The sequence below is a fragment of the Streptosporangium sp. NBC_01810 genome, from assembly GCF_035917355.1.
Lineage (GTDB): Bacteria > Actinomycetota > Actinomycetes > Streptosporangiales > Streptosporangiaceae > Streptosporangium.
Window position 1 is genome coordinate 2,351,887 of record NZ_CP109070.1, and the last position, 23,765, is coordinate 2,375,651.

Genomic DNA, 23,765 nt, shown 5'->3' on the forward strand with positions numbered 1-23,765 from the left:
AAGCGTGAATACCCCCAAAGGCCCGCAGGTGGAAGGGCGCCCACCCGCGGGCCCACCCGGGGGCCGGGTGGCGGTGGGGGCTACTGCGCCGTCGCGGCGTAGCAGGAGCCGACGCGCTGGTAGTTGGTCTTGTCGATGATCTGGGTCGGGGTGAACAGGGCGGTCTTGACGCCGCCGGGGGTCAGTCCGCTCTGCAGCAGATACTGGGTCAGGGCCACCGCGTTGTCGCCCATGGTGGTTCCGCCGCCGTAGTTGACCGCGGCGGCCATGGTGCCCTTGCCGATGCCGTCGCAGGCGACCTGGCTGGAGTCGGTGGTGTAGACGCCGACCTGGCCGATCTTGCCGGCCTGGGCCACGGCGTTGGCGGCGCCGGTCATCATGCCGTCCCAGTTGCCGAGGACCGCGCACAGGTTGGGGTGCTGCTGCATCAAGGTACGGGTGATCTCGTTGGCCTTGGTGGGGTCGTATTGGCCGGGCTGGCTGGCCACCAGGTTCATGCCTTGTTCCTTGAAGGTCTTGGTGGCCGCCTCGACCGTCAGCAGCGAACCGGTGTCGGATCCGAAGCCGTTGATGATGGCGACGTCTTTTTTGTTCATCGCCTTGCAGTCCGAGGAGGCGCGTTCGGCCAGCTCCGACACCATCGACAGCCAGTTGGGGCCGATGTAGGCGTCGCTTTGGGCGTTGGAGCCGAGGTTCATCACGATGACGTAGATGCCGCTCGCCTGGGCCTGCTGGATCAGTTTGGCCAGGCCGCTGAGGTCGGCGTTGTGCAAGATGAGGGCGGCGGGCTTTTGGTCGATCGCCGTCTGCACCTGCTGGGCCAGGACCTGGGTGTCGAAGTTGGCGGTGATGGCGGTGAAGTCGACGCCGACCTCCTTGAAGCCCAGTGCGGCGCGTTCACGCCAGGCGCGGGTCAGCGGGGCGCCGTCGCCGCTGATGGTGATCATCTGCACCTTCTTGCCGCGCATCGCGTCCAGCGACTTGGCGATGACTTCTTGGGGGGCGGCGACGGCGGGCAGCCCGCCGGTCCCGCTCGCCGGGGTTCCGTTCGCCGGGGCGGGGGAAGCGGCGTCTCTAGTGGTGGTGCAGCCTGTCAGAGCGAGCGTCAGGACCATCCCCGCGGCGATGGTCGCCGCGCGTGCCTTCTTACGGATGCTCATTGCTACCTACCTCTCCAATGAGCTGAGTTGCCCTGGCGGGGCCTTGCTACATATCTCCGACTCGTGCGGTCTCTTCATCACGCGGATGCAGGAGACTGTCGAGCACGATCGCCAGAAGGACGATGAACGCCTTCGACAGGGACTGTTCGATGACGCTCATGTTGAGCAGGGTCATGGCGTTGCCGATGACCCCGAGCAGGAGTGCGGCGCACACGACGCCGCCGATGCTGCCTCGCGCACCCGCGAGGCTCACTCCGCCGATGACCACGACGGCGATGACGTCGTAGAGCGTCGTGCCGGTGGCCGCCGCCCGCAGGTCATAGGCTCCCGCCACCGAAACCCCCACCACGCCGGCGATGAACGCGGCGCTCGCGGACACGAGGTAGGTGGAGACCAGCAGCGGGCGGGTGGGCAGGCCGAACAGCGAGGCAGCGGCGGGGTTGTCGCCTTGCGATCGCACGAAACGGCCGTAGTTGCGGGACATGAACCAGGTGGCGGCCGCGGCCGCCACGGCCAAGACCAGCACCGGGCTGGGGATCCCAAGCACCGTTCCATTGCCGAGCCAGTTCATGGCCGTGGCGCTGGAGAGGATCGCCTGTTGGTCCTTGGGAAGGAAGAAGATGCGGAAGAAGCCGAGGTAGAGCAGGCTGGTCGCCAGGGTGACGAACAGCGGAGGCACCTCGACATAGGCCACCAGGAGACCGTTGATGAGCCCCAGGGTGAGCGCGATGAGCAGGCCGGCGGCCAGCGAGACGAGTTCGCCGTGACCGGCGATCATCAGCTCCACGGCCATGGCGCAGCTGACGCCCATGATGATGACGACGGACAGGTCCAGGCCTCGTGCGATGACCACCACGGTCATGCCGATGGCCAGCAGCCCGAGCGTCGAGGCGCTTCTGGCGGCGTTGAGCAGGTTGTCGGTGGAGGAGAAGCCCGGCAGCGTGACGGAGAACAACACCACGAGGGCGAGGAGTACACCCGCGACGATGTATCCCTGATCCATCGAGGCGAACCGTCGGCGGACGACGCCGAGTGGGGACTTGGAGATCGTTGAGCTTGTCACCTTGGGCTCCTTGGACGTCCCAATGTACTGACTGATCGGTACACATCATGTGGCGCTTTTCGGCTGGACCGCAATAGCACCTTGTGGCCGTTATGTTTTCGTTGTTTTTCGGGGAATTGCCGGCCCACGGCTACGCCCACGGAGGCCCCGACAACCTCCGTGGGCGCTTCTGAACCGCGGGTTCAGAAGTGGTAGCCACCTCCGCAGACGAGCGTCTCGCCGCTGACGTAGTCGGATTCGGGCGAGCAGAACAGGTAGACCGCGCCGGCGGCCTCCTCCGGAGTGCCGGCACGTCCCATCGGGATGGCCTCCTCCAGCATCGAGACACGGTCATCGGTCATGCCGACACGGATGTCGTGCCCCTCCACGCTGATGTGGCCGTCGGCCACCGAGCGCGCCTGGGTGAGACGGGTCTGGATGTAGCCGAAGGCGACCGCGTTGACGGTCACGTCGTAGCGACCCCACTCCTTGGACAGCGTCTTGGTGAGACCGACCACGGCGGCCTTGGCGCTGGAGTAGTTCGCCTGGCCCGGATTGCCGTCCAGCCCCGAGATGGAGGAGATGTTGACGACCTTGCGCGTACGGCGGCCCCCGGCCTCCCGCTCCGCCTTGTGCATCCGGCTGATCAACGGCTGGGCGGCGCGCAAGATCTTGAACGGCGCGGTCACGTGTACGGCCAGCATCGCCTCCCACTGCTCGTCGGTCATCCGCTGGATGACCGCGTCCCAGGTGTATCCGGCGTTGTTGACGATGATGTCCAGGCCCCCGAAGCGCTGCATCGCCGTGTCGACGAAACGCCCGGCGAAGCCCTCCTCGGTAACGCTGCCCACCACCGCGACCCCGGCCGCACCGGTCTTGGCGACGGCCTCCACCGTCTCGTGCGCCGCCTCGGCGTCGATGTCGTTGACCACGACCCGCGCGCCCTCGGCCGCCAGCTTCAGGGCGATCGCGCGCCCGATCCCTTGGCCTGCCCCGGTGACCAGAGCCACCCTGTCTTGAATCGAACCCACTGATGTTCTCCTCTTGGCCCGCCTTGCCGCGGGCCCGTTCCGATCCGCCCCACCGCGCCGGGTGGCGCCGCCGTGGGTGTCGTGCTCTGGCTAGCCGAGCCGTTCGATGATGGTGGCGTTGGCCATACCGCCGCCCTCGCACATGGTCTGCAGGCCATACCGGCCGCCGGTCTGCTCCAGGTGGTTGACCAGCGTGCACAGCAGGCGTACGCCCGAGGCGCCCAGCGGGTGCCCCAGCGCGATGGCGCCGCCCCGGGGGTTCAGTCGTTCAAGGTCTGCGCCCAGTTCATGGGCCCAGGCCAGCGGCACCGGCGCGAACGCCTCGTTCACCTCGAAGGCGTCGATGTCGGCCATGGACAGGCCGCCGCGCCGCAGCACCTTACGTGTGGCCGGAATGATCGCCGTCAGCATCTCCACCGGATCATCGCCGGTGACGGAGAAGGAGTGGAACCTGGCGCGCGGGCGTAGGCCCAGGCGCTCGGCCATCACGTCGGTGGTGATCAGCGCGGCGGCGGCGCCGTCGGTCAGCGGGGAGGAGTTGCCCGGGGTGATCCGCCAGTCGTCGATCTCGGGGAACCTGCACCCCATCGCCTCGTCCTGGAACGAGGGCCGAAGGCCCGCCAGGTCGTCCGCCGTCGTGGTCGGCCGTACCGTCTCATCGGTGACGTGCACGGTCTCGACGCCGTCCTCGCCGGTCACCGTCAGCGGGATGATCTCCCGCTCGAAGCCGCCCGATGCGGCGGTCCGGGCGGCGAGTTCATGGGAACGCGCCGAATACTCGTCCAGCATCCGGTGGTCCAGCTTCCAGCGCGCCGCGACGAGTTCGGCCGAGATGCCCTGCCCCACCAGCCCATCGGCGTAGCGGGCGGCCAGCCTCTCCCCGTAGGGGTCCTCGCCCATCTTGCCGGCGAACATCGGGACCCGTGACATGGACTCCACGCCGCCCGCGATGACCATGTCATAGGCGCCGGCGAGGACGCCCTGTGCGGCGAAGGCGACGGCCTGCTGACCCGAGCCGCACTGCCGGTCCACGGTCGTGCCCGGCACGCTTTGGGGCAGCCCGGCGGCCAGCGCCGCGTTGCGGGCCACGTTGACCGACTGCTGGCCGGCCTGGGTCACACATCCGGCGATGACGTCGTCGAGGGCGCCCGGGTCGATGCCCGTGCGCTCGACGAGGGCGGATATCACGTGGGCGAGCAGATCGGTCGGGTGCACGCCTGACAGCGCACCGCCAGGCTTTCCACGGCCGGACGCCGTCCGTACGACGTCGACCAAGACGGCTTGAGGCATGAGGTCTCCCTATGAGGGGTGGGCGCCGGGTACGGCGATCGAGCCCGGCGGCACTCACGGGCCCGTTGACTTAACGGTCGCTAAAGTAGCCTGAACAATGTTCTTCGCACAAGACCCGCCCCGAAGAGGCGGCACAATTGACGGGGAAGCAGATCAGGGCCGGGGACGCCTGCCCGGACGAGGAAGAGAGTGGACCAGATGGAGCTCGTGGAAGAGTCGGCGCACGTGCAGGACTCACTGCCGCCCATCGGCCACTGGCGCGACTTTCCCCCGTTGGAGTTGCCGGGCATCCTTCTCGGCGCCCTTGAGGTCTTCACCGCGCGCGGATATCACGGCAGCTCCGTACGCGACCTGGCGAGCAAGGCCGGGGTGACGGTGCCCGGTCTCTACTATCACTACCCGAGCAAACAGGCCGTGCTGGTCGCCCTGCTGGACACCTGCATCAGCGAACTCGTCGCCCGGGCCAGGGCCGCCCACCAGGCGGCCGAGGACACCCCGCGCGCACGTTTCGCCCACGTCGTCGAGAGCATCGTGCTCACCGTCGCCCACCGGTCGTCGCTGACCGTCCTTGACTCCGAACTGCGTTACCTCGATCCGGAGAACCGGCGCTACTACGCCGGCATGCGCAAGGAACTGGAGAACCTGCTGCTGGAGGTGGTCCGGGCCGGTCAACGCGATCACAGCTTCGCCGTCTCCCTGCCCGAGGACACGACCAGGGCCCTGCTCGGCATGTTCCAGGCCGTCGCCACCTGGTATGACCCGGACGGCCCGCTCCCCCCCGAACAGATCGCCCGGCGCTACGTCACCATCTCCCTGCACACAGTCGGCGCCCGGCCCCCCGCCTAGTCGGCGGTTTGTTGACGTGGGGCTGATGCCGCAGTAAGCCAGTGGATAGGGCTTGCGGTCGCGGAGCATGGCGTGGGTGACGTCTGAACGGCGACGGGCGAGGCAGATCAGGGCGGCGTTGTGCTTTTTGCCCTCGACGCGCTTCTTGTCGTAGTACTCCCTGCTTTCGGGGTTGGACAGGGACGCGAACGCGGCGAGGAACATGGCCCGTTTCAGTACGACAGGGGCAATCGGTCATGCCGGGCCGGGTGACCTGGCTCCCCGACTCTCATCGGGGAGGATCAAAAAGGTAACAGGACAGTTGTCAGCCGGTCCCCGCGGTGTCGGAGCCGAGGGTCTTCTCGAACCAGTGGTGGGCGTAGGTCTCGTCGTTGAACGCGTCCACCTCGCGGAATCCGGCCGTGCGGTAGAGCCCGATCGCTTCGGACAGGGCGCGGTTGGTCTCCAGTCGGAGAGTGCGCACGCCGTGGACCGCGGCCTGAGCCTCGAGTTCGGCGAGGAGCCGACGGCCCAGTCCCAGCCCGCGCACGGTGGGGGAGATCCACATCCGCTTCACTTCCGCGGAGGTGTCGTCCTGGTGGAGCTTGAGCGCGCCGCAGCCGACCGGGTCGCCGTGCAGTGTGGCGACCAGCAGCAGGCCCGCCGGTGGGGTGAGTTCCTCATCGTCGGCGGAGATGCTGAGGTCCGGGTCGAAGCCGCTGTCGAACCGGTGCGCCAGCTCGGCGAAGTAGGCGCGGAGGCAGTGGCGGGCGTCCGGGTGGCAGGGGTCGACGACGGCGACGTGAACCTGGGACGCGGCCAGCAGGCGCTCGACCTCGGCCATGGCGGCGACGAGCCGCTCGCGCTGGTGGCCGGTGAGCGGCTCGAGGATGGACGTGGCCAGATCGTCCGAGCATCGGTCCAGTTCGGCTCGCTCGGCCAGCCCCGCCCGCGTGAGCCGTGCTGTGCGTACCCGTCCATCGGCGCCGTTCGCGTCGACCGCGACCAGCCCGTCGGCTTGCAGGGCGCGTAGCAGCCGACTCAGATAGCCGGAGTCCAGGCCGAGTCGCGAGCGCAGCGACCGCACCTCACTTCCCTCGGCACCGATCTCCCATAGCAGGCGCGCCTGCCCGAGCGGGCGGCTGCGAGAGAGGAACGTGTCGTCAAGGGCACCTATCCGCTGGGTGACGGTCCGGTTGAACCGTCGCACCCGATCGATCAACATGGATTCCATTCTCTGACCTTAGTCAGAGAATGGAATCCATGTCACCCCGCATCGCTCGCTAATCCGGCCTTGCCGGTGGGAACTCGACCGGCGTTGGCCTGCCCGCCGGGGGCGGGGTGCTTGCCGCCCAGAGAGAGTCGAACAGGCCGGACTACAGCTCGGCGTACTCACTGCTGTCGATCATCATGGCGAAGTTCTCGCGTCGTGAGGAGATCACCGCCACCGAGTCGGAGCCGATGTGGGCGAAGAACGCGGTCGAAGGAAGATCGCCGTGGCGGCCGTCCAGGCGGCACCCGTATTCCTCGACGTCGAACGGACCCTGGACAAAGTGGCGGAGCTGGTCTCCGCGGCATCGCATCAGGGCGCCGATCCTGTTGCCTCCGGCGAGAGCTTCGTCGCTGGATACCCGCTGTGGGGCGGGGTCCTCCCGGCGGTTCGGCAGCACACGCTCTACGAGGAAGAGGAGGGTGAGGCGACCTCACCCTCCTACTCGATCCGGGCCCCGGGTCGATCGCCGCCGGTTCCGGGTGCCCGCGGCGGGCTGGAGATCCTTGGAGCCGTTGGGCTGGTCATCGGTCTGTGGATCGAAGGCCTCGGCATCGCGGCCGCGGCCGGCCTGGCGCTCCTCATGGCCGGCGCCGTCCTGTACCACGTCAAGGCCCGCGACACCGCGAAGAACACATCGGCATCGCTGGTTCTGCTGGTGCTCAGCGTGGTCACGATCGCCCTCAGGCTGGCCAGCCTCTGAAGCGCCACCGGGTGACGCCGATGCTTTCGCGATCGGTGTGTCAAGCCCCGGCCCGTCACGCCGCCTAACACAAACCAACACGAAGGACTGTGATGACCACTCCGACCACGACCGAGACCGGCCTCGCGATCGACACCCGGTTCCAGCGGCCCGCGACGGAGGAGCGGCTCCAGCGAGCAGCGGCCGCTCTTCGCGAGAAGGGTTATGCCGTCGAGATCGTCGACACCCCGGCGGAGGCCCGTGCCGCCGTCAACCGGATGCTGCCCGACGACGAGAGCATCCTCACCGTCTCCAGTGAAACGCTCCGCACATCGGGCCTGGACGACGACATCAACACATCCGGCCGGTTCGATGCCGTACGCCCCAAACTCATGCGACTCCGGGAAGAAGAGCGACTCCACCAGATGCGCGCCATCGGCGCCGCCCCCGACGTTGTCGTCGGCAGCGTCCACGCACTGACCGAGGACGGGCGGCTGCTGACCGCCTCGGGTAGCGGAAGCCAGCTCGGCCCCTACAGCTTCGGCGCGGGCCGGGTCATCTGGGTCGTCGGCTCCCAGAAGATCGTGCCCGATCTCGATACGGCACTGCGCCGCATCGAAACGTACGCCTACCCCCGCGAGGACGTACGCGCCCGCGAGGCCTACGGCGTACCGGCCACGCTCTCCAAGATCCTCATCGTCAACAACGAGATGTTCCCCGGCCGCATCACCGTAGTCCTTGTCCGCGAGCCCATCGGCTTCTGATCACGTACATCCCTGAACGAGGACTTCATGACTGACTTCCCCCGAAACCACGCGATGCCGATCGACGTCCACTTTGAAGATCCGGTCCGATCGGCCGACGTCAGGAGCCCGATCGGCGGACGGGCAGGAGTCGTACCGTGTTGAGACGGGTGCCGTACAAGTGGCTGGTCGCCACCGCGTTCGTGTTCGGGCTGTTCATGGAGATCCTTGACATGACGGTGCTGAACACGGCGTTGCCCGCGCTGGGCCGGCATTTCGGCGCCGGGACCGAGACTCTGCAATGGCTGGTCACCGGTTACCTGGTGAGTATGGCGGTGTTCATCCCCGCCTCGGGGTGGGTGGCCGACCGGTTCGGCACCAAACGCACCTTCCTGTTCGCGCTGGCGGTCTTCACCGCGGCCTCGGCCTGGGGCGGTTTCGCCGGCTCCCTTGGCGAGCTGATCGTGGCCAGAGTCGTCCAAGGCGTCGGCGGCGGACTGCTCACCCCGGTCGGCACCGCGATGCTGTTCCGTGCCTTTCCCCCGGCCGAGCGGGCCAAGGCGTCGGCGGTGCTGTCCATACCGACCACCATCGCCCCGGCCTTCGGCCCGGTGCTCGGCGGGTGGATGGTCGACAACATCAGCTGGCGGTGGATCTTCTTCCTCAAGGTGCCGATCGGCGTGCTCGGTATCCTCTTCGCGGCGGTGGCACTTCGCGAAGAACGTGCGGACCATCCTGGTCGCTTCGATGCCGCCGGGTTCCTGTCCGGCGGCGCCGCGCTCGCGCTGCTGCTCCTCGGCCTCGACCGTGGCGCCCGAGAGGGATGGGGTACCCCCGCAGTGCTGGTGCCACTGGGCGCCGGCCTCGCACTGGCGGCGGCGTTCTGCGTGATCGAGTTGGCCCGTGCCGAGCCGATGATCGACCTGCGCCTGTTGAAGGACCGGCTGTTCCGGACCGGCAACCTGCTGATGCTTCCGGCGTCGGGAGCGCTGATGGGCGCGTTGTTCCTGGTGCCGCTGCTTTTGCAGTACCAGATGGGTGTCGACGCGACAGGCTCCGGCCTGGTCACGATGTTCCAGGCACTGGGAATGGTGGCGCTCCTTCCGCTGGCAGGCCGCCTGTACCCGAAACTCGGACCACGCCGCCTGCTGGCGACCGGATTCGCCGTCATCGCCGCGGCACAGGCGATACTGATCACGGTGGATCCCGGCACGACCCTATGGGTTGTCCGGCTGTCACTCTTCGTGATGGGCGCGGGCATGGCACTCACCGTCATCCCGCTGCAGGCCGCCTCCTTCGCCACGATCACACCGGCGGCGATCACACGAGCCTCATCGGTGTTCTCCACCACCCGCCAGGTCGCCAGCGCCGCCGGCGTGGCCGTGGCCGCCACCCTGCTCACCACGAGAACCGACTCCAGACTCGGCGACCTCGGCGACCGCGCCGCCGATCTCACCAGCAGGCAGGGAGCGCTCTTCGCCGCCTACCACGACATCTTCCTCGTCACCACCGCGCTCGCACTGCTCGGCTTCCTCGTCGCTCTGCGCGTTCGCGACGCCGACGCCATCACCAGCATGCGTCCGGCCCCGGCAGTGACGGGCGCCGACCGGTAGGTACCCGACGGTGAGCGCTCGTTGTCCCGAGGGACTCCGAGCGCTCACGGCGGCCTGGGAACATCCGTATCCCGCACGTGCGCGACCGCGTCCGGGTCGGCGAACGTGCATGATCGGCCCAGGTCGGGACTTCCGGCCTCGCGGCGCCCCGGCCACGCCTCGCACGAGACGGCTCCGGGTCCGAAGTACGCAACCGAGCTCTTGCGGCTCGCCGAGGCGGGTGGGGTCAGGTTTCGTAGTGCACGACGACGGAGACGCAGCGGACGATGCCGTCGGTCATGTTCCTGTACTGATGTGGGGTCGCGGGGTTGAACGCCAGGGAGTCCCCGGCTTCGAGTACGTAGGTCTCGAAGCCGATGTCCGCGTGCAGAACCCCCTCCAGTACGAGTTGGTACTCACGTCCATCGTGGCGGATCGGATATCGAGAGTCGGTGGAGCGCCCGAACGGCTGGTACACGACTTCGAGGAAGTCGACCTGTGCGTCTTTCTGCGGGGTGAGGCGCTCCCAGCGGACACCGCTGGCAAGGTCGATCGTGTGTCGAGATCCGCCGAGCTGCAGGATGCTCGTGACCGCCGGCGGGAGTTCGGGGCCAACAGACATCGTCGTCGCGGCTGTGTGGCCATTGAGGGGTGCCCGGTCATGGTTCTGCTCGGCTGTCTGTACGGCTGAGAGCAGCTGAGGGAACTCGGAATGCCCAGGGGAATCACCCTCACCCGCGCCGAACAGGTAGCCCAGCGGGATGTCCAGTTCGTTGGCCAGTGCGTACACCACGCCGGCGGATGGAACGGTCTGGTCTCGCTCGACCTGCGAGATCAGGCTGGCGGAACAGCCGGCGCGCTTGGCGAGCTCGCGCAGGGAAAGTCCGCGTTGCATGCGAATGTTCCGTAGCCGCTTACCGAGCCCGGAACTCCCCCTGGCCTTGGGAGAGTGCATCAAGCCTCCTCAGGCATGAACGATCCAATCATAGGGACACCATCGAACCGTACAAGATCCTGATCGCGGGCACATGTCTGTGCACGGCCGAAACCCCCTCCAGTCTGCGACCAAAACGGTCAATGTTCAACTATTGACATCGATACTGCACATGCGTTCACTATAACGCACAAGCTGTTTACGAGATCACACAGAGCCCCCACGGCTCTGCGGAGGTGCTTGCGGTGTTGTACAGAGGTTCACTACGCGATACCGGTACGGCCGGCCGCAGGGTGTTGATCGGTCTGTGCGGAGTGATGGCCGCCACCGTCCTGGCGGGGTGTGGTGGTGCGGACCCGGCCTCGCCGCCCGCGGCCGTGTCGGGGGAGGGCCCAAGCGGAACCCTCCGGTTCGGCACCAACCAGCGGCTGGACGACTGGGAGACCATCACCAAGCAGAACGCGACGTACACCGCGCTCGTCTATGAGGGCCTCCTGTCCCTCGCCAAGGACGGCTTCACCATCGCGCCCCAGCTCGCGACGGGCTGGAAGGAGAGCGGTCGCGAGGTGACGTTCACGCTCCGCGAGGGAGTCTTCTTCCACGACGGTACGCCATTCGACGCGGACGCCGTGGTCAAGAACCTGGAGCGGGTCAGGAGCACACCCAGCGCGTACCGAGGGGATCTCGAAGAGATCACCAGCGTGACCGCGACCAGCCCCACGGAGGTGGTCATCAAGCTCAAGCGGCCGGCGCCCAGCCTCCTGACGAACCTGGCCCGCCTGGGCACGTACATGGTGTCGCCCAAAGCGCTGGACGACGGCAGCTGGAAGACGAACCCGAGCGGGACCGGCCCGTGGAAGTTCGATCCGAAGGGGTCGGTCAGGGGGCAGAAGGCCGTCCTCACCTACTTCGACAAGTACTACGACCCAAAGAGCGTGGGCGCCGCCAAGGTTCAGGTCACCTATATCAACGACGCCGACAGCCTGTATAACGCGCTGCGCACCGGCCAGATGGACGTCGTCTGGACCACTCCGACCCTGGCCGCCAAGGCCGAGACGGAGGGGCTCAAGTCGGAGTGGTTCCCCTCGGTCCTCTGGCACCCCGAGATGTTCGACACGGTCAACACGTTCAAGGAGAAGAAGCTTCGTCAGGCCATGTGCTATGCGCTGAACCCCAAGGACTACATAGACGCGGTCCTCGGAGGCAAGGGCAACGTGCATCTGCAGCGGTTCAGCGAGGGACAGCCGGGCTTCAACCCCGACGTTCCCGGATATCCGTTCGACCTGATCAAGGCCAAGCAGCTCATGCAGGAGCTGGGCAACCCCAAGGTGTCGTTCACCCTGATCAGCTGGGACACCCAGCGTCCGATCGCCGAGCTCTTCCGCAGCCAGCTGGCCCAGATCGGCATCGACGTCAAGCTTGAGGTTCCGACCTTTCCCCAGTTCCTGAGCACCTACGAGAGCGGCAAGTACCCGCTCGCGATCCTGTCGGACGGCTCGCGCGCCGGCGTGGACGACTACTACAACAAGAAGTTCGCCCCCGACGCCTCGGGCAACCCGTTCAAGGTGAAGTACCCCGAGATCACCGCGGCCGTCGAGGAGGGACTGAACGCCGAGACGCCCGAGGCCAGGGACGTGGCCTGGCGCAAGGTCACGAAGATCGTCTATGACGAGGCCCTCGACTGCGGCTACTTCGACTACACCGCCTTCTGGGCCTACAACCCGAAGAAGGTCGGCAACATCGTGTCCACGAACAATGACGTCGCGGTGTTCCGTTACAAGGAAGCCCAGGTCAAGGAGTGACCGCCACAAGCGGTCATCCCACTCGTCATCACAACCAAGACGGAGACACCATGGTTCTGCCCTCGCCTGCGCACCATACGCCCGACCTGATAGTCGTCAACGGCCGGATCACCACGATGGCGGCCGGTGACGACCCCGCCGAGGTGGAGGCCGTCGCCGTCGTCGGCGACCGCATCTCGGCCGTCGGAACCACGGACGAGATCAGGAGTCTGGCCGGACCGGCCACATCCGTGGTCGACGTCCAGGGCAGGCGGGTCATCCCCGGCCTCATCGACTCGCACGTCCACATCATGCGAGCCGGACGCACCTGGAACGACGAGGTGCGCTGGGAGAACGAGCAGACCCTCGACTCGGCTCTCGACGCCATCCGGCGGCGGGCCGCCGCGCTGCCCCCCGGCACCTGGATCAGGACCATCGGCGGCTGGCACCCCGGACAGTTCTCCGAGGGACGCGGCCCGACCCGTGAAGAGCTCGACGCCGTGGCCCCCGACCACCCGGTCTACGTGCAGTTCCTCTACGACTGGGCGGTCCTGAACACCGCGGCGTTGAGGGCGATCGACCTCGACGACGAGCTCGTCCGCGAACTCGGCGCCGAGCACTTCGAGACCGACGCGGACGGCGAGCTGACCGGCAAGGTCACCGGCACGCAGATGATGAAGTGGTTCTACCGGAGGATGCCCACCCCCACCTTCGAGGAGCAGATCGCCTCCACCGCGGCGATGGCCCGCGAGCTGAACAGGCTCGGCATCACCGGAGCCATCGACGGCGGCGGCATGAACAGCGGCCCCGACACCTACCGGGCGATCTACGAGACGTGGCGGCGTGGCCTGCTGACGGTACGTACCCGCCTGACCGTGCATCCCTCCGAAGCCGGCACCGAGTTCGAGGAGTTCGCGGGCTACCAGCGGTTCACCCCGCTGGACCTGGGCGACGGGATACTCAGCGTCCTCGGCGCGGGTGAGCTCATCCTGTACCGCTCACTCGACAAGATCAGCCAGCCCGCCGACGTCGGCGAGGGCGCCCGGCACGATTTCCTTCAGATCTTCCGCGACCTGGCCAGGAGCCGCTGGACGATCCACGCCCACGCCCACCAGCACGAGACCATCGACGCGATCCTGTCCGCCTGGGAGAAGGTGCACGCCGAGTACGACATCAGCGGCCTGCGCTGGTCTCTCGTGCACGCCGAGCCGCTCAAGCCCGTCGACCTTGAGCGGCTGAAGGCGCTCGGTGGCGGCGTGCTCGCCCAGGGCCTCTTCCGCTTCCAGGGCGAGGACGCGCTGAAGATCTGGGGAGCGGAGGTCGTCGCCGAGGCGCCGCCGTTCCGGAAGATGCTGGAGATGAGCCTTCCGGTGGGCCTCGGTTCTGACGCCATGCGCGTCGCGTCCTACAACCCCTTCACCACGCTCGCGTGGTTCCTCACCGGTCTCACCGTCCACGGCAACCGGACACTGGCCCCGCACAACCTGCTCTCCCGCGAGGAAGCACTGCGCGGCTACACCGCCTCCGGTGCCTGGTTCAGCTTCGAGGAGGCCGAGCGCGGTCGCCTCCAGCCCGGTTACCTGGCCGACCTCGCGGTCCTCAGCGAGGACTACTTCGCAGTCGAGGTGGAGCGGATCCCGCTCCTTGAGTCCCTTCTGACCATCGTCGGCGGCCAGGTCGTGTACCGCGCCGAGCCGTTCGACAACCTGCCCGTCACCACCGTGACCCGACCCCTGGGAGTGTCTCGTGTCTGAACGTCGCCTGCTCGTCAAGGGCGGAATCGTCCTCACCATGGACCCCGTGCTGGGAGACGTCCTGGGTGACGTCCTCATCGAGGACGAGCACGTCACGGCGGTAGGCTCCGGCCTGTCCGCGGAGGGCGCCGAGGAGATCGACGCCCGAGGCATGATCGTGCTGCCCGGTCTCATCGACACGCACATGCACTCGTGGCAGACGCCGCTCAAGGGGCTCTACGCGAGCGGGTGGACCTCCGAGGACTACCAGGACAACGTGTTCTCGCTGCGGGAGAGCTTCACCCCCGCCGACATGTACGACGCCACGTTCGCGGCGGGCGTCGAGATGATCGACGGCGGCGTGACCGGCGTGCTCGACTTCTGCCACAACATCATGTCGCCCGAGGCCGCGGACGCGTCGCTCCGCGCCCACCGTGACAACGGCCAGCGCGCCCTGTTCGGCTTCGGCATGCTGGGCAGCTTCGACCAGCTCGGCGTCGACCACCAGTGGCGCCTGGACAAGGTCCGCGACCTGCGAGGCGAGGTGGGCACCGACCCCGCCTCGCTCATCCGGATCGGCATGGCCGTGTCGTCCATGGAGTACCGCTCGGTCGAGCAGGTCGAGGCCGAGGTCTCGATGGCCCGCGAGCTGGGCCTGCCGATGACCTTCCACCAGAACGTCGGCGGCCAGATCCGCGAGCTGCACGGCCTCGGCCTGCTGGGCGGCGACATCCTTCCCGCGCACGCCAACGTCGCCGCCGACGACGAGCTGGAAATGCTCGCCGACTGCGGAGGGGGCATCTCCTTCACCCCGGAGGGCGAGTTCGGCGGTGGGCGCTCCATGACCGTAATCGGCCGTGCCCTGCGCGCCGGGGTCACCCCGAGTCTCGGTGTGGACACGGCGGCGCGGAGCAACGTCGACCTGTTCGCCCAGATGCGGCTCACCTTCGCGCTGATGCGCTGGATCCAGGCCGCTGAGGAGCGCGAGGCGGGCCGGCCGCAGACCAGGCGGCCCGGCGTGCCCTTGGTCGACCCCCGGCACATGCTGGAGTTCGCCACGGTCAACGCCGCCCGTGCCATCGGCCTTGGCGATCACCTGGGCAGGCTGGCCCCCGGCTACCTGGCCGACCTGATCGTGGTGGACCCCGGCCCCTACGGCATGGGCCTCGGGGACCCGGCCGACCACGTCGTGCTGCGGACCTCCCCGGCCGACGTGGACAGTGTCGTGATCGGTGGCGTCGTGCGCAAGCAGGGCGGAAAACTCACCGACCTGGACGCGGGTGACGCGGGCGCGGCCGTGCAGCGAGTCAGGAAGCGGGTGCTCGGCGAGAGCCACCGCGCCATGCCGCCACACCTCAGGAAAGAACCGGTCGCGTGATCAAGTTCGTCGCCGGACGGCTGCTGTCGGCCCTGCCCACGCTGCTGCTGGTCTCGTTGTTCGTGTTCCTCCTCGTCCACGCGGCGCCGATCGACCCGGTCGCGCAGATCCTTGGTGAGGGGGCCTCGATCGAGGACAAGCGGATGCTCGCCGAGCAGCTCGGCCTGGGCAGGCCGGTCGCGGAGCAGTATGTCTCCTGGCTGCTGTCGGCACTGGGCGGCGACCTCGGCGCATCGCTCTACACCAGCCTTCCGGTGTCACAGTCGATCGCCGACGGCATCGGCATCACGCTCTCCCTCGCCGTGGGGGGCATGGCCATCGCGCTCGTCATCGGCATTCCCCTCGGTGTCCTGGGCGCGCTGCGCCCGGGCAGCCCGGCCGACCGTCTCCTGACGGTGCTGGTCTCGGTGGCCCTGGCCGTCCCGAGCTTCTGGCTGGCGCTGCTGCTGGCCCTTGTCTTCGCGGTGAACCTGGGGTGGTTCCCGGTCATCGGATACACACCGCTCACCGAGGATCCGGTGGCCTGGCTCATGGGCCTGGTGCTTCCGACGTTCGCGCTGGGCGTGCACACAGCCGCGGTCATCGCCCGCCAGGTGCGCAGCGCGATGATCGAGGCCCTGGACTCGCCCTACGTGCAGACCCTGCTGGCCAGAGGGATCCGCCGGAGGACCATCGTCCTGCGCTACGCGACGAAGAACGCGATGGTGCCGGTGCTCGCCGTCGTCGCCATCCAGATGTCGGTGCTCGTCGCGGTCAGCTTCGTCATCGAGCGCATCTTCGCCGTCCCCGGCCTGGGGACGCTGCTCATGGACAGCGTCGTACGGGCCGACTACCCGGTGCTGCAGGGCACGATCGTGGTGGTCGCGGTCATCGTCCTGCTGGTCAACCTCGCCGCCGACATCGCGTACGGCCTGATCAACCCGAAGGTGAGGCCACAGTGACCACAGAACCCGTCGCCCTCGCCGCCGCCGGCGCGACCTCCGGCGACGCCCCGGACGTCCCGCGCACGTCCGGAATGTTGCGCCGGGCCCTTCGGCAGCCGGTCACGCTCGTCTGCCTGGCCATTCTGGCGCTCCAGCTCGTCCTCGCCGTGGCGGCTCCGCTGGTGGCGCCGTACGACCCCCTCCAACCCGATGTCCAGCACAGGCTGGCAGGTCCCAGCGGCGTCCATCTGCTGGGCACCGATGACCTCGGCCGGGACACCTTGTCGCGTCTTGTATACGGCACCCGGACGGCGCTGATCGCCTCAGCGCAGAGCGTGGCGATCGGTCTCGTTCTGGGGGTGGGCCTCGGCATCTTCGTGGGATACCGCGGAGGCTGGTGGGACCGGGTGGGCATGCGGATCGCGGACGTCATGCAGTCGATACCCGCGCTGCTCATGGCCCTGGCTCTAGTGGCCGTCATCGGCAACGGCCTGGGCAAGGCGATGCTCGCCGTGGGCATCGTCTTCGCGGAGAGTTTCATGAGGATCTCCAGGGCGGTCGTCCTCGCCGAACGCGAACGGCTCTACGTGGACGCGGCCAAGGTGGTGGGCCTGCGACCGTCGGCGATCATGTTCAGGCAGGTGCTGCCCAACATCGCCCCGCCGCTCATCGTGCAGGCCTCGATCGCCCTCGGTACGGCCCTGCTCATCGAGGCGACCCTGAGCTTCCTGGGCATCGGTGTCGACTCCACCCAGGTGAGCTGGGGGTCGATGCTCGACGCCGCGCGACAGCACGTCAGCGAGCAGCCACTGCTGGCGATCCTGCCCGGGGTGGCCATCACCCTCAGCGTGCTCGTGTTCAACCTGCTGGGCGACGGCCTGCGCGACGTCGGCTCCCCGCGCGGCTCCGCCACCCCCGTCAAGAAGGCGCGGCCGCTGTCGGTGAAGGAGCGGCCGGCCGAGGCCAGGACCGCAGCCGACGCTCCGCCCGCCGACGCGCTGCTCGCCGTCCAGGGGCTGACCGTCACCGGCGGCGCGGGCGCCGAGCTGGTGTCAGAGGTGTCGTTCCACATCGGACGCGGAGAGACCTTCGGCCTCGTCGGAGAGTCGGGGTGCGGCAAATCCATCACCGCTTCCGCCATCCTCGGGCTGCTGCCCAAGGGCGTCGCCGTCTCCTCGGGGTCGGTCAGGCTCGGCGGAACCGAGCTCACCGGGCTCGATGGCGACGAACTCCGCCGGACCCGCGGGCGCCGGATCGGCATGGTGTTCCAGGATCCGATCTCGGCGTTGTCCCCGGTGCACACCGTGGGGCGCCAGCTCGCGGACTCGATCCGGGCGCACAGTGACATGTCCCATGCCCAGGCGGAGGAACGGGCGGCGGAACTGCTCGCACTGGTCGGCGTTCCCGCACCGCGCAAGCGGCTGCTGGACTATCCGTACCAGTTCTCGGGAGGCATGGCCCAGCGCGTCGTCATCGCCGGTGCGCTGGCCTGTGACCCCGAGCTGCTCATCGCCGACGAACCGACCACGGCGCTCGACGTCACGCTCCAGGCGCAGGTGCTGGATCTGCTGGCCGAGCTCCGTGAACGCCTGTCGATGTCCGTCCTGCTCATCACCCACGACCTCGGAGTGGTGGCGGACCTGTGCGACCGGGTCGGCGTCATGTACGCCGGGCAGGTCGTCGAGGTGGGCACCGTGAGAGGGACGTTCACACAGCCCCGCCACCCCTACACCGAGGCGCTGCTCGCGGCCATGCCGCACGGTGACGGCCACGGCACGACGCTCGCCACCATTCCGGGACGGGTGCCACCCGCCTGGGCGTGGCCGCAGGGCTGCCGGTTCCACCCGCGTTGCGCGTACGCGGTCGAAACGTGCGCGACCGACGCCGTACTGCTCGACGACGGAGTACGGTGCCGCAGGACCGCCGAGCTGAAGCTGGCAGGTGCTCGATGAGTGGCGAACCCTTGCTGTCCGTTCAGCACCTCACCGTCAGATATCCGCTCGGCCGGAGCATCGTCGGACGCTCCACCACCCTCACCGCCGTACGCGACGTCAGCTTCGCCATCGGGAGCGGGGAGACCCTGGGGCTCGTCGGGGAGTCCGGATCCGGCAAGAGCTCAATCGGCCGGGCCATCCTGCGGCTGGCTCCGATCTCCGGGGGGCGCGTCGTGTTCGACGGAAACGACGTCGCCGCCTTCGGCCGCAGACCCCCGCTCTCCTTCAACCGCGACGTGCAGGTGGTCTTCCAGGACCCGATGTCGTCGCTCAACCCCCGCCAGACGATCGGCGTGACCATCGGGCAGGTCATGCGACGTCACCGACGTCTATCGAGCCGGGAACGCGACCGCGAGGTCGTCTCCGTGCTCGACAGCGTCGGACTGCCCGCCTACCACGCACACCGCTACCCGCACGAGCTCTCGGGTGGGCAGCGCCAGCGCGTGGCCATCGCGCGAGCGCTGGCGACCAAGCCCCGGCTCATCGTCTGCGACGAGCCGGTCAGCGCTCTCGACGTCAGCACCCAGAGCCAGGTGATCAACCTGCTCATGGATCTCCAGCGGGATCTGGGCGTCAGCTACCTGTTCATCGCCCACGACCTCGACGTCGTGCGCCACGTCAGCGACACCATCGGTGTGCTCTACCTCGGGCGCCTCGCCGAGCTGGGACCGGCGAAGCAGGTCTACGACACCCCGGCGCACCCCTACACACAGACGCTGCTGGCCTCGACCCTCGTCGCCGACCCTGACCGCCAGGCAGAAAGAACGGCCCGGCGCAGGGAACTGGGGCCCGGATCCGAACCCCCCAGCCCGCTCGACCCCCCACCTGGCTGTCCCTTCCACACACGCTGTGCCTGGGCCGATGACGTGTGCAGGACGACGGCACCGCGTCCGGAGGCCTTCGAGTCACCGGACCGCCTGGTGGCCTGCCACCACGCCGCCCTCGTACGCGGCTGATCACCCGATCGACAGAAGTACGGTCCGTGCCGGAAGACCGGCACGAGCCGTGCGTCTTCGCCAATCCCTCAGGAGATACATATGACCGTTCCAAGCATGCCCGTGGCTCCGGCTCCCGGTCACGCGCTCGTCGACTTCGAGGAGCGCGTCAACTTCGACCGGCTCCGGCGCTACCGGATCGAACGTATCCAGCAGGCGCTGGAGGCGTCCGAGCTCGGCGCGGTGCTGGTGTTCGACAACAACAACATCCGCTACCTGACCGGCATCGCGATCGGCGAGTGGACCAGGGAGAAGCTGTCCCGTTACGCCGTTTACACCCGTACCGGCGAGCTCATTCTGTGGGACTTCGGATCGGCCGCGGTGCACAACCGGATGTATGCGCCGTGGATGAAGCCGGAGAACTGCCTGTCGTCGTGGACCACCATGCGCGGCGCCGTGCCCCCGGCGGCCGATCTGATGGCGAACGCGGTGCGGGAGATCAAGGGCCGTCTCGCAGACGCGGGAGTGGGCGGGATGCCGATCGGCGTGGACATCGTCGACATGCCGATGCTGACCGAGCTGGGTCGGCAGGGCGTCGAGGTGCGCGACGGCCAGCAGGTGATGCTCGACGCTCGCCAGATCAAGAACCGGGACGAGATCACCCTGCTGTCGATGGCCGCCGCCATGGTCGACGGCGTCTACCAGGACATCGTCGAGGCGCTGAAGCCGGGCATCCGTGAGAACGAGATCGTCGCCCTGGCCAACAAGCGTCTGTACGAGATGGGCTCCGACGACGTCGAGTCGATCAACGCGGTCTCCGGAGAGCGCTGCAACCCTCATCCGCACAACTTCTCCGACCGTATGATCCGCCCCGGCGACCAGGCGTTCTTCGACATCATGCACTCCTACAACGGCTACCGGACCTGCTACTACCGCACGTTCAACGTGGGCCGGGCGACCTCCGCGCAGCGGGACGCCTATGTCCGGGCGCGCGAATGGATGGACGTCGCGATCGATGCGATCAAGCCGGGCGTCTCCACCGCCGACGTCGCCCGGCTGTGGCCGACCGCCGCCGAGATCGGCATGGAGGACGAGAAGACCGCCTTCGGACTGCTGTTCGGGCACGGCCTCGGGCTCGCGCTGCACGAGCGGCCGATCATCAGTCGCCTCACCTCGCTGGAGAGCCCCATGCAGATCCAGGAGGGCATGGTCTTCGCCCTGGAGACCTACTGCCCGGCCACAGACGGGGTGTCCGCCGCCCGGATCGAGGAGGAGGTCGTGGTCACCGCCAACGGTGTCGAGGTGCTGACGAAGTTCCCAGCTGAAGAGCTCTTCATCGCCAACGAGTACTGATCGGAGCAGACGCAACCATGTTCACCGACGCCACGCACACACCCGCGGGTACGGACGACGACGAGGCGATCTCGACGGAGATCGCGCTGGCCATGTACCGGACGATGAGCACCGCCCGCAAGTTCGAGAAGCGGGCCTACGACCTCTTCCTGCAGAACCTGGTGAAGGGCACCACCCACCTCGGGATCGGGCAGGAGGCCGTAGCGGCGGGTGTGGCCGCCGCCATGCGGAAGGACGACTACTCCTTCATCACCTACCGCGGCCACAACCACCTCATCGCGCGGGGAACGCCCCTGCCTCCGCTCATGGCCGAGCTACTCGGCCGGGACAACGGCCTCATGCACGGCAAGGGCGGGTCGATGCACCTGATCGACGTCGAACGCGGGATCCTCGGCTCCTACGCGATCATCGGTGCCCAGCTGGTCATCGCCAACGGCGCGGCATGGTCCGCCCAGTACCGGGGGAGCGGGCAGGTCACCGTGTGCTTCTTCGGTGACGGCGCCACCAACATCGGGGCCTTCCATGAAGCCCTCAACTTCGCCGTCATCTGGAAACTCCCGGTCGTCTTCGTCTGCGAGAACAACCTCTACATGGAGTACACGAGAATCGACGGTGTCACCGCGGTCGCCCACCCGGCGGCCGACCGCGCGAGCGCCTACAACCTGCCCTCGATCCTCATCGACGGCAACGACCCCGACGAGGTCTACCTCACCGCGAAGCGGGCCGTCGACCAGGCGCGAGCCGGTGGCGGGCCGTCCCTCATCGAGGCGGTCACCTACCGGCACGGCGGGCACTCCAGGGCGGATCCGGCCAAGTACCGCGATCCGGAAGAGGTACGTGACTGGCTGACCAGAGACCCGCTCCCCGCCTATCGTTCGAGGCTCGTCGCGAGCGGTGTCCGGGAGGCGGTGCTGGACGCGATCGACGCAGAGATCATCACGCAGGTCGACGAGGCGACCGAGCAGGCCAAGGCGGGGGCATGGCCCAGGCCGGAACGTCTCCACACCAATGTCTGGAGTGATGGTGGAGCGACCTGGCGTAACTGAACACCGGGCGGGCGGCAGGCCATCCTCACGGCCGGGCCGTACGTCCGGCCGCAACATGAAAGTGGGACACACACCGTGACTTTGCTGACCTACCGGAGCGCTGTCGCCCGCGGCATCGCCCAGGAGATGCGCCGAGACCCCAACGTGGTGTTCTTCGGCGAGGACGTCGCCGCCGCCGGCGGCGTTTTCAAGACGACCGTCGGCCTGCTGGAGGAGTTCGGCCCGGACCGCGTCCGCGACACCCCGATCAGCGAGCAGGCCATCCTCGGCGCGGCCATGGGCGCGGCCATGACCGGTCTGCGGCCGATCGCCGAGATCATGTACAGCGATTTCTTCGCGGTCTGCTGGGACCTCGTCGCCAACGAGATCGCCAAGAGCAGGTACATGTCCGACGGGCAGGTGTCCTTTCCCCTGGTGATCCAATGCGGCAACGGGGCCGGGCTGAGGTTCGGCGCCCAGCATTCGCAGTCGATCGAGAACTGGGCCATGGCCATCCCGGGCCTGAAGGTCGTCGCCCCCGCCACGGCCGCCGACGTCGTGGGCCTGATGGCAGCGGCGGTCCGTGACGACGATCCAGTGATCTTCTTCAACCACAAGGCCCTGTACGCCTCCAAGGAGGAGGTTCCTGATGGGGAGATCGTGGACCGGCTCGGCCGGGCCGTCGTCCGGCGCGAGGGCGGCGATGCCACCGTCGTGGCGCTTGCCGCGATGGTCCCCAGGGCGCTGGCCGCCGCGGAGCGCCTCTCCAGCGAACAGGGCATCGAGTGCGCGGTCGTCGACGTGCGTAGTCTGGTCCCACTGGACACCACGACCATCCTGGCGGAGGTCGCCAAGACCGGGCGCCTGTTCACGGTGGAGGAGAACCCGCGGCTGTGCGGCTGGGGCGCTGAGATCGTCTCCATCGCCACCGAAGAATGCTGGGCGTCGCTGACCGGCGCACCGGTACGGATCACCACCCCGCACATTCCGCTGCCCTCCGCCGATTCTCTGGAGGATCTCGCGATCCCCTCGGTGGACCGGATCGTCGACACGGTCTCCACAGCACTGTCCCGATGACCCGGGCGCTTTCCACACAACGCAGATGACCGAACGTAAGGAACGAACGATGAACAGCAATTTCTCTGACAGGCTCGGCTGGCTCGGCACCGGGCGCATGGGCGCCGTGATGGTCGAACGCCTCCTCGCCGGGGGCGCCGACGTGACCGTCTGGAACCGTACCCGGGCCAAGACCGAGCCCTTGGTCGCCAAGGGGGCCAAGGCCGTCGACGTGAAGGGCGATTTGCGAGACGCGGACATCGTGTTCGTCATGGTGTCGGCATCGGCCGACCTCCTCGACGTGACTCTCGGCGAGGGCGGGCTGCTCGACGGCGAGCGGCTGCCGGCCGTCATCGTCGACTGCTCCACCGTGTCCGCCGAGGCGTCGGCGGAGGTACGGCAGGCCGCCGCGGAGCGGGGTGTGCAGTTCCTGGCCTCCCCGATCAGCGGCAACCCGCACATGGTCGCCGAGGGCGGCGGTGCCATCGTGACCTCCGGTCCCGAGGAGACCTTCGAGCGCGTGCTGCCCTACCTGAAGCTCATCGCCCCCACGGCCGTCCACGCCGGTCCGGACGAGCAGAGCAGGCTGGTGAAGATCTGCCACAACCTCATGCTCGGCATGATCACCCAGTCGCTGGTGGAGGTCACCGCGCTTGCCGAGAAGGGTGGCGTGCCCCCGGCGGCGTTCGTCGACTTCATCAACGGCTCCGTGCTCGGCTCGGTCTTCATCAAGCACAAGGGCAGGGCGATCGTCGAGCGCGACTACACCCCGACCTTCAACAACAAGATGCTGCGCAAGGACTTCGACCTCGGCCTTGGCGCTTCCCGCGCTCTGGAGGTTCCGATGCCGGTCGGCGCCATCGTCCACCAGCTCATCCAGACGGCCATCGGCCACGGGTTCGCGGAGTCGGACTACGCGGCCCTGTACGAGGTCGAAGCACGCGCGGCCGGCCTGCGCCCGCAAGAAGCCCGATAGGCGACGCCGGAGGTCGGCGTCGAAGCGGAAGGACCAGAGATG

The 23,765-nt window shown here is 68.0% G+C and carries 21 protein-coding genes and 1 pseudogene; 14 read left to right on the forward strand and 8 right to left on the reverse strand.

Going from position 1 to position 23,765, the window contains the following annotated elements:
• Positions 1–80 precede the first annotated feature (80 nt).
• The 4 genes from OIE13_RS10700 to OIE13_RS10715 all read right to left on the reverse strand — a co-directional run bounded on the left by OIE13_RS10700 (position 81) and on the right by OIE13_RS10715 (position 4,523).
• On the reverse strand, positions 81–1,160 hold the full coding sequence (locus OIE13_RS10700; RefSeq protein WP_326640567.1) for a sugar ABC transporter substrate-binding protein: 1,080 nt from the start codon (positions 1,158–1,160) through the stop codon (positions 81–83).
• Positions 1,161–1,206: 46 nt separating this feature from the next.
• On the reverse strand, positions 1,207–2,223 hold the full coding sequence (locus OIE13_RS10705; RefSeq protein WP_326640565.1) for an ABC transporter permease: 1,017 nt from the start codon (positions 2,221–2,223) through the stop codon (positions 1,207–1,209).
• A 182-nt stretch (positions 2,224–2,405) separates the two neighbouring features.
• Positions 2,406–3,233, reverse strand: a complete 828-nt coding sequence (locus tag OIE13_RS10710; protein WP_326829942.1) for an SDR family NAD(P)-dependent oxidoreductase — start codon at positions 3,231–3,233, stop codon at positions 2,406–2,408.
• Positions 3,234–3,323: 90 nt separating this feature from the next.
• On the reverse strand, positions 3,324–4,523 hold the full coding sequence (locus OIE13_RS10715) for a thiolase family protein (RefSeq protein ID WP_326829943.1): 1,200 nt from the start codon (positions 4,521–4,523) through the stop codon (positions 3,324–3,326).
• Between the two features lie 198 nt (positions 4,524–4,721).
• Between OIE13_RS10715 and OIE13_RS10720 the strand changes: the two genes are divergently transcribed.
• A complete protein-coding gene (locus OIE13_RS10720) occupies positions 4,722–5,369 on the forward strand; it encodes a TetR/AcrR family transcriptional regulator (RefSeq protein WP_326640559.1) in 648 nt (215 codons plus the stop codon).
• Positions 5,370–5,414: 45 nt separating this feature from the next.
• Here OIE13_RS10720 and OIE13_RS10725 read toward each other — a convergent pair.
• The 3 genes and pseudogenes from OIE13_RS10725 to OIE13_RS10735 all read right to left on the reverse strand — a co-directional run.
• A pseudogene (locus OIE13_RS10725) lies at positions 5,415–5,585 on the reverse strand (IS110 family transposase); the annotation flags it as partial.
• Positions 5,586–5,673: 88 nt separating this feature from the next.
• Positions 5,674–6,582: a bifunctional helix-turn-helix transcriptional regulator/GNAT family N-acetyltransferase gene (locus OIE13_RS10730; protein ID WP_326640557.1), complete on the reverse strand. Its 909-nt coding sequence runs from the start codon at positions 6,580–6,582 to the stop codon at positions 5,674–5,676.
• A 142-nt stretch (positions 6,583–6,724) separates the two neighbouring features.
• Positions 6,725–6,931 (reverse strand): hypothetical protein, encoded by a 207-nt coding sequence (locus OIE13_RS10735; protein ID WP_326829944.1) that lies wholly within the window; start codon positions 6,929–6,931, stop codon positions 6,725–6,727.
• Between OIE13_RS10735 and OIE13_RS10740 the strand changes: the two genes are divergently transcribed.
• The 3 genes from OIE13_RS10740 to OIE13_RS10750 all read left to right on the forward strand — a co-directional run bounded on the left by OIE13_RS10740 (position 6,902) and on the right by OIE13_RS10750 (position 9,656).
• Positions 6,902–7,321: a DoxX family protein gene (locus OIE13_RS10740; RefSeq protein WP_326829945.1), complete on the forward strand. Its 420-nt coding sequence runs from the start codon at positions 6,902–6,904 to the stop codon at positions 7,319–7,321. The two genes, OIE13_RS10735 and OIE13_RS10740, sit on opposite strands and share 30 nt — an antisense overlap.
• Before the next feature lie 92 nt (positions 7,322–7,413).
• Positions 7,414–8,064: an LUD domain-containing protein gene (locus OIE13_RS10745; protein ID WP_326640549.1), complete on the forward strand. Its 651-nt coding sequence runs from the start codon at positions 7,414–7,416 to the stop codon at positions 8,062–8,064.
• A 137-nt stretch (positions 8,065–8,201) separates the two neighbouring features.
• Positions 8,202–9,656: an MDR family MFS transporter gene (locus tag OIE13_RS10750; RefSeq protein ID WP_326640547.1), complete on the forward strand. Its 1,455-nt coding sequence runs from the start codon at positions 8,202–8,204 to the stop codon at positions 9,654–9,656.
• 226 nt (positions 9,657–9,882) lie between these two features.
• On the opposite strand, the gene OIE13_RS10755 is transcribed toward OIE13_RS10750, so the two are convergent.
• Entirely contained in the window at positions 9,883–10,590 is a 708-nt protein-coding gene (locus tag OIE13_RS10755; protein ID WP_326640544.1) for a helix-turn-helix domain-containing protein, read from the reverse strand.
• A 224-nt stretch (positions 10,591–10,814) separates the two neighbouring features.
• On the opposite strand from OIE13_RS10755, the gene OIE13_RS10760 reads away from it, so the two are divergent.
• The 10 genes from OIE13_RS10760 (at position 10,815) to OIE13_RS10805 (ending at position 23,723) form a co-directional block, all read left to right on the forward strand.
• A complete protein-coding gene (locus OIE13_RS10760; protein WP_326640543.1) occupies positions 10,815–12,371 on the forward strand; it encodes an ABC transporter substrate-binding protein in 1,557 nt (518 codons plus the stop codon).
• A gap of 50 nt (positions 12,372–12,421) precedes the next feature.
• On the forward strand, positions 12,422–14,104 hold the full coding sequence (locus OIE13_RS10765; protein ID WP_326640541.1) for an amidohydrolase: 1,683 nt from the start codon (positions 12,422–12,424) through the stop codon (positions 14,102–14,104).
• Positions 14,097–15,461 carry an amidohydrolase family protein gene (locus tag OIE13_RS10770; protein ID WP_326640539.1) on the forward strand — a complete coding sequence of 455 codons (1,365 nt, stop codon included), beginning with the start codon at positions 14,097–14,099 and terminating at the stop codon, positions 15,459–15,461. Before OIE13_RS10765 ends, OIE13_RS10770 begins: the two co-directional genes overlap by 8 nt.
• A complete protein-coding gene (locus OIE13_RS10775) occupies positions 15,458–16,402 on the forward strand; it encodes an ABC transporter permease (RefSeq protein ID WP_326640537.1) in 945 nt (314 codons plus the stop codon). Before OIE13_RS10770 ends, OIE13_RS10775 begins: the two co-directional genes overlap by 4 nt.
• Entirely contained in the window at positions 16,399–18,336 is a 1,938-nt protein-coding gene (locus OIE13_RS10780; RefSeq protein ID WP_326640535.1) for a dipeptide/oligopeptide/nickel ABC transporter permease/ATP-binding protein, read from the forward strand. The genes OIE13_RS10775 and OIE13_RS10780 overlap by 4 nt, the downstream gene beginning before the upstream one ends.
• The gene (locus OIE13_RS10785) at positions 18,333–19,334 is read left to right on the forward strand and encodes an ABC transporter ATP-binding protein (protein WP_326640533.1); all 1,002 of its coding nucleotides are present in this window, start codon (positions 18,333–18,335) and stop codon (positions 19,332–19,334) included. Before OIE13_RS10780 ends, OIE13_RS10785 begins: the two co-directional genes overlap by 4 nt.
• An 81-nt stretch (positions 19,335–19,415) precedes the next feature.
• On the forward strand, positions 19,416–20,666 hold the full coding sequence (locus tag OIE13_RS10790; protein WP_326640531.1) for a M24 family metallopeptidase: 1,251 nt from the start codon (positions 19,416–19,418) through the stop codon (positions 20,664–20,666).
• Between the two features lie 17 nt (positions 20,667–20,683).
• Positions 20,684–21,712 carry a thiamine pyrophosphate-dependent dehydrogenase E1 component subunit alpha gene (locus OIE13_RS10795; RefSeq protein WP_326640530.1) on the forward strand — a complete coding sequence of 343 codons (1,029 nt, stop codon included), beginning with the start codon at positions 20,684–20,686 and terminating at the stop codon, positions 21,710–21,712.
• A gap of 75 nt (positions 21,713–21,787) precedes the next feature.
• On the forward strand, positions 21,788–22,768 hold the full coding sequence (locus OIE13_RS10800) for an alpha-ketoacid dehydrogenase subunit beta (RefSeq protein ID WP_326640528.1): 981 nt from the start codon (positions 21,788–21,790) through the stop codon (positions 22,766–22,768).
• A gap of 25 nt (positions 22,769–22,793) precedes the next feature.
• Positions 22,794–23,723, forward strand: a complete 930-nt coding sequence (locus OIE13_RS10805) for an NAD(P)-dependent oxidoreductase (RefSeq protein ID WP_326640526.1) — start codon at positions 22,794–22,796, stop codon at positions 23,721–23,723.
• Positions 23,724–23,765: the final 42 nt, after the last annotated feature.

Bases quoted from the DNA above. Each gene is read 5' to 3' on its own strand.
- OIE13_RS10735 (WP_326829944.1), bottom strand. From the start codon at position 6,931: ATGCGATGCCGCGGAGACCAGCTCCGCCACTTTGTCCAGGGTCCGTTC.
- OIE13_RS10755 (WP_326640544.1), bottom strand. From the start codon at position 10,590: ATGCACTCTCCCAAGGCCAGGGGGAGTTCCGGGCTCGGTAAGCGGCTA.
- OIE13_RS10805 (WP_326640526.1), top strand. From the start codon at position 22,794: ATGACCGAACGTAAGGAACGAACGATGAACAGCAATTTCTCTGACAGG.
- OIE13_RS10745 (WP_326640549.1), top strand. From the start codon at position 7,414: ATGACCACTCCGACCACGACCGAGACCGGCCTCGCGATCGACACCCGG.
- OIE13_RS10785 (WP_326640533.1), top strand. From the start codon at position 18,333: ATGAGTGGCGAACCCTTGCTGTCCGTTCAGCACCTCACCGTCAGATAT.
- OIE13_RS10765 (WP_326640541.1), top strand. From the start codon at position 12,422: ATGGTTCTGCCCTCGCCTGCGCACCATACGCCCGACCTGATAGTCGTC.
- OIE13_RS10790 (WP_326640531.1), top strand. From the start codon at position 19,416: ATGACCGTTCCAAGCATGCCCGTGGCTCCGGCTCCCGGTCACGCGCTC.
- OIE13_RS10795 (WP_326640530.1), top strand. From the start codon at position 20,684: ATGTTCACCGACGCCACGCACACACCCGCGGGTACGGACGACGACGAG.
- OIE13_RS10720 (WP_326640559.1), top strand. From the start codon at position 4,722: ATGGAGCTCGTGGAAGAGTCGGCGCACGTGCAGGACTCACTGCCGCCC.
- OIE13_RS10730 (WP_326640557.1), bottom strand. From the start codon at position 6,582: ATGGAATCCATGTTGATCGATCGGGTGCGACGGTTCAACCGGACCGTC.
- OIE13_RS10715 (WP_326829943.1), bottom strand. From the start codon at position 4,523: ATGCCTCAAGCCGTCTTGGTCGACGTCGTACGGACGGCGTCCGGCCGT.
- OIE13_RS10700 (WP_326640567.1), bottom strand. From the start codon at position 1,160: ATGAGCATCCGTAAGAAGGCACGCGCGGCGACCATCGCCGCGGGGATG.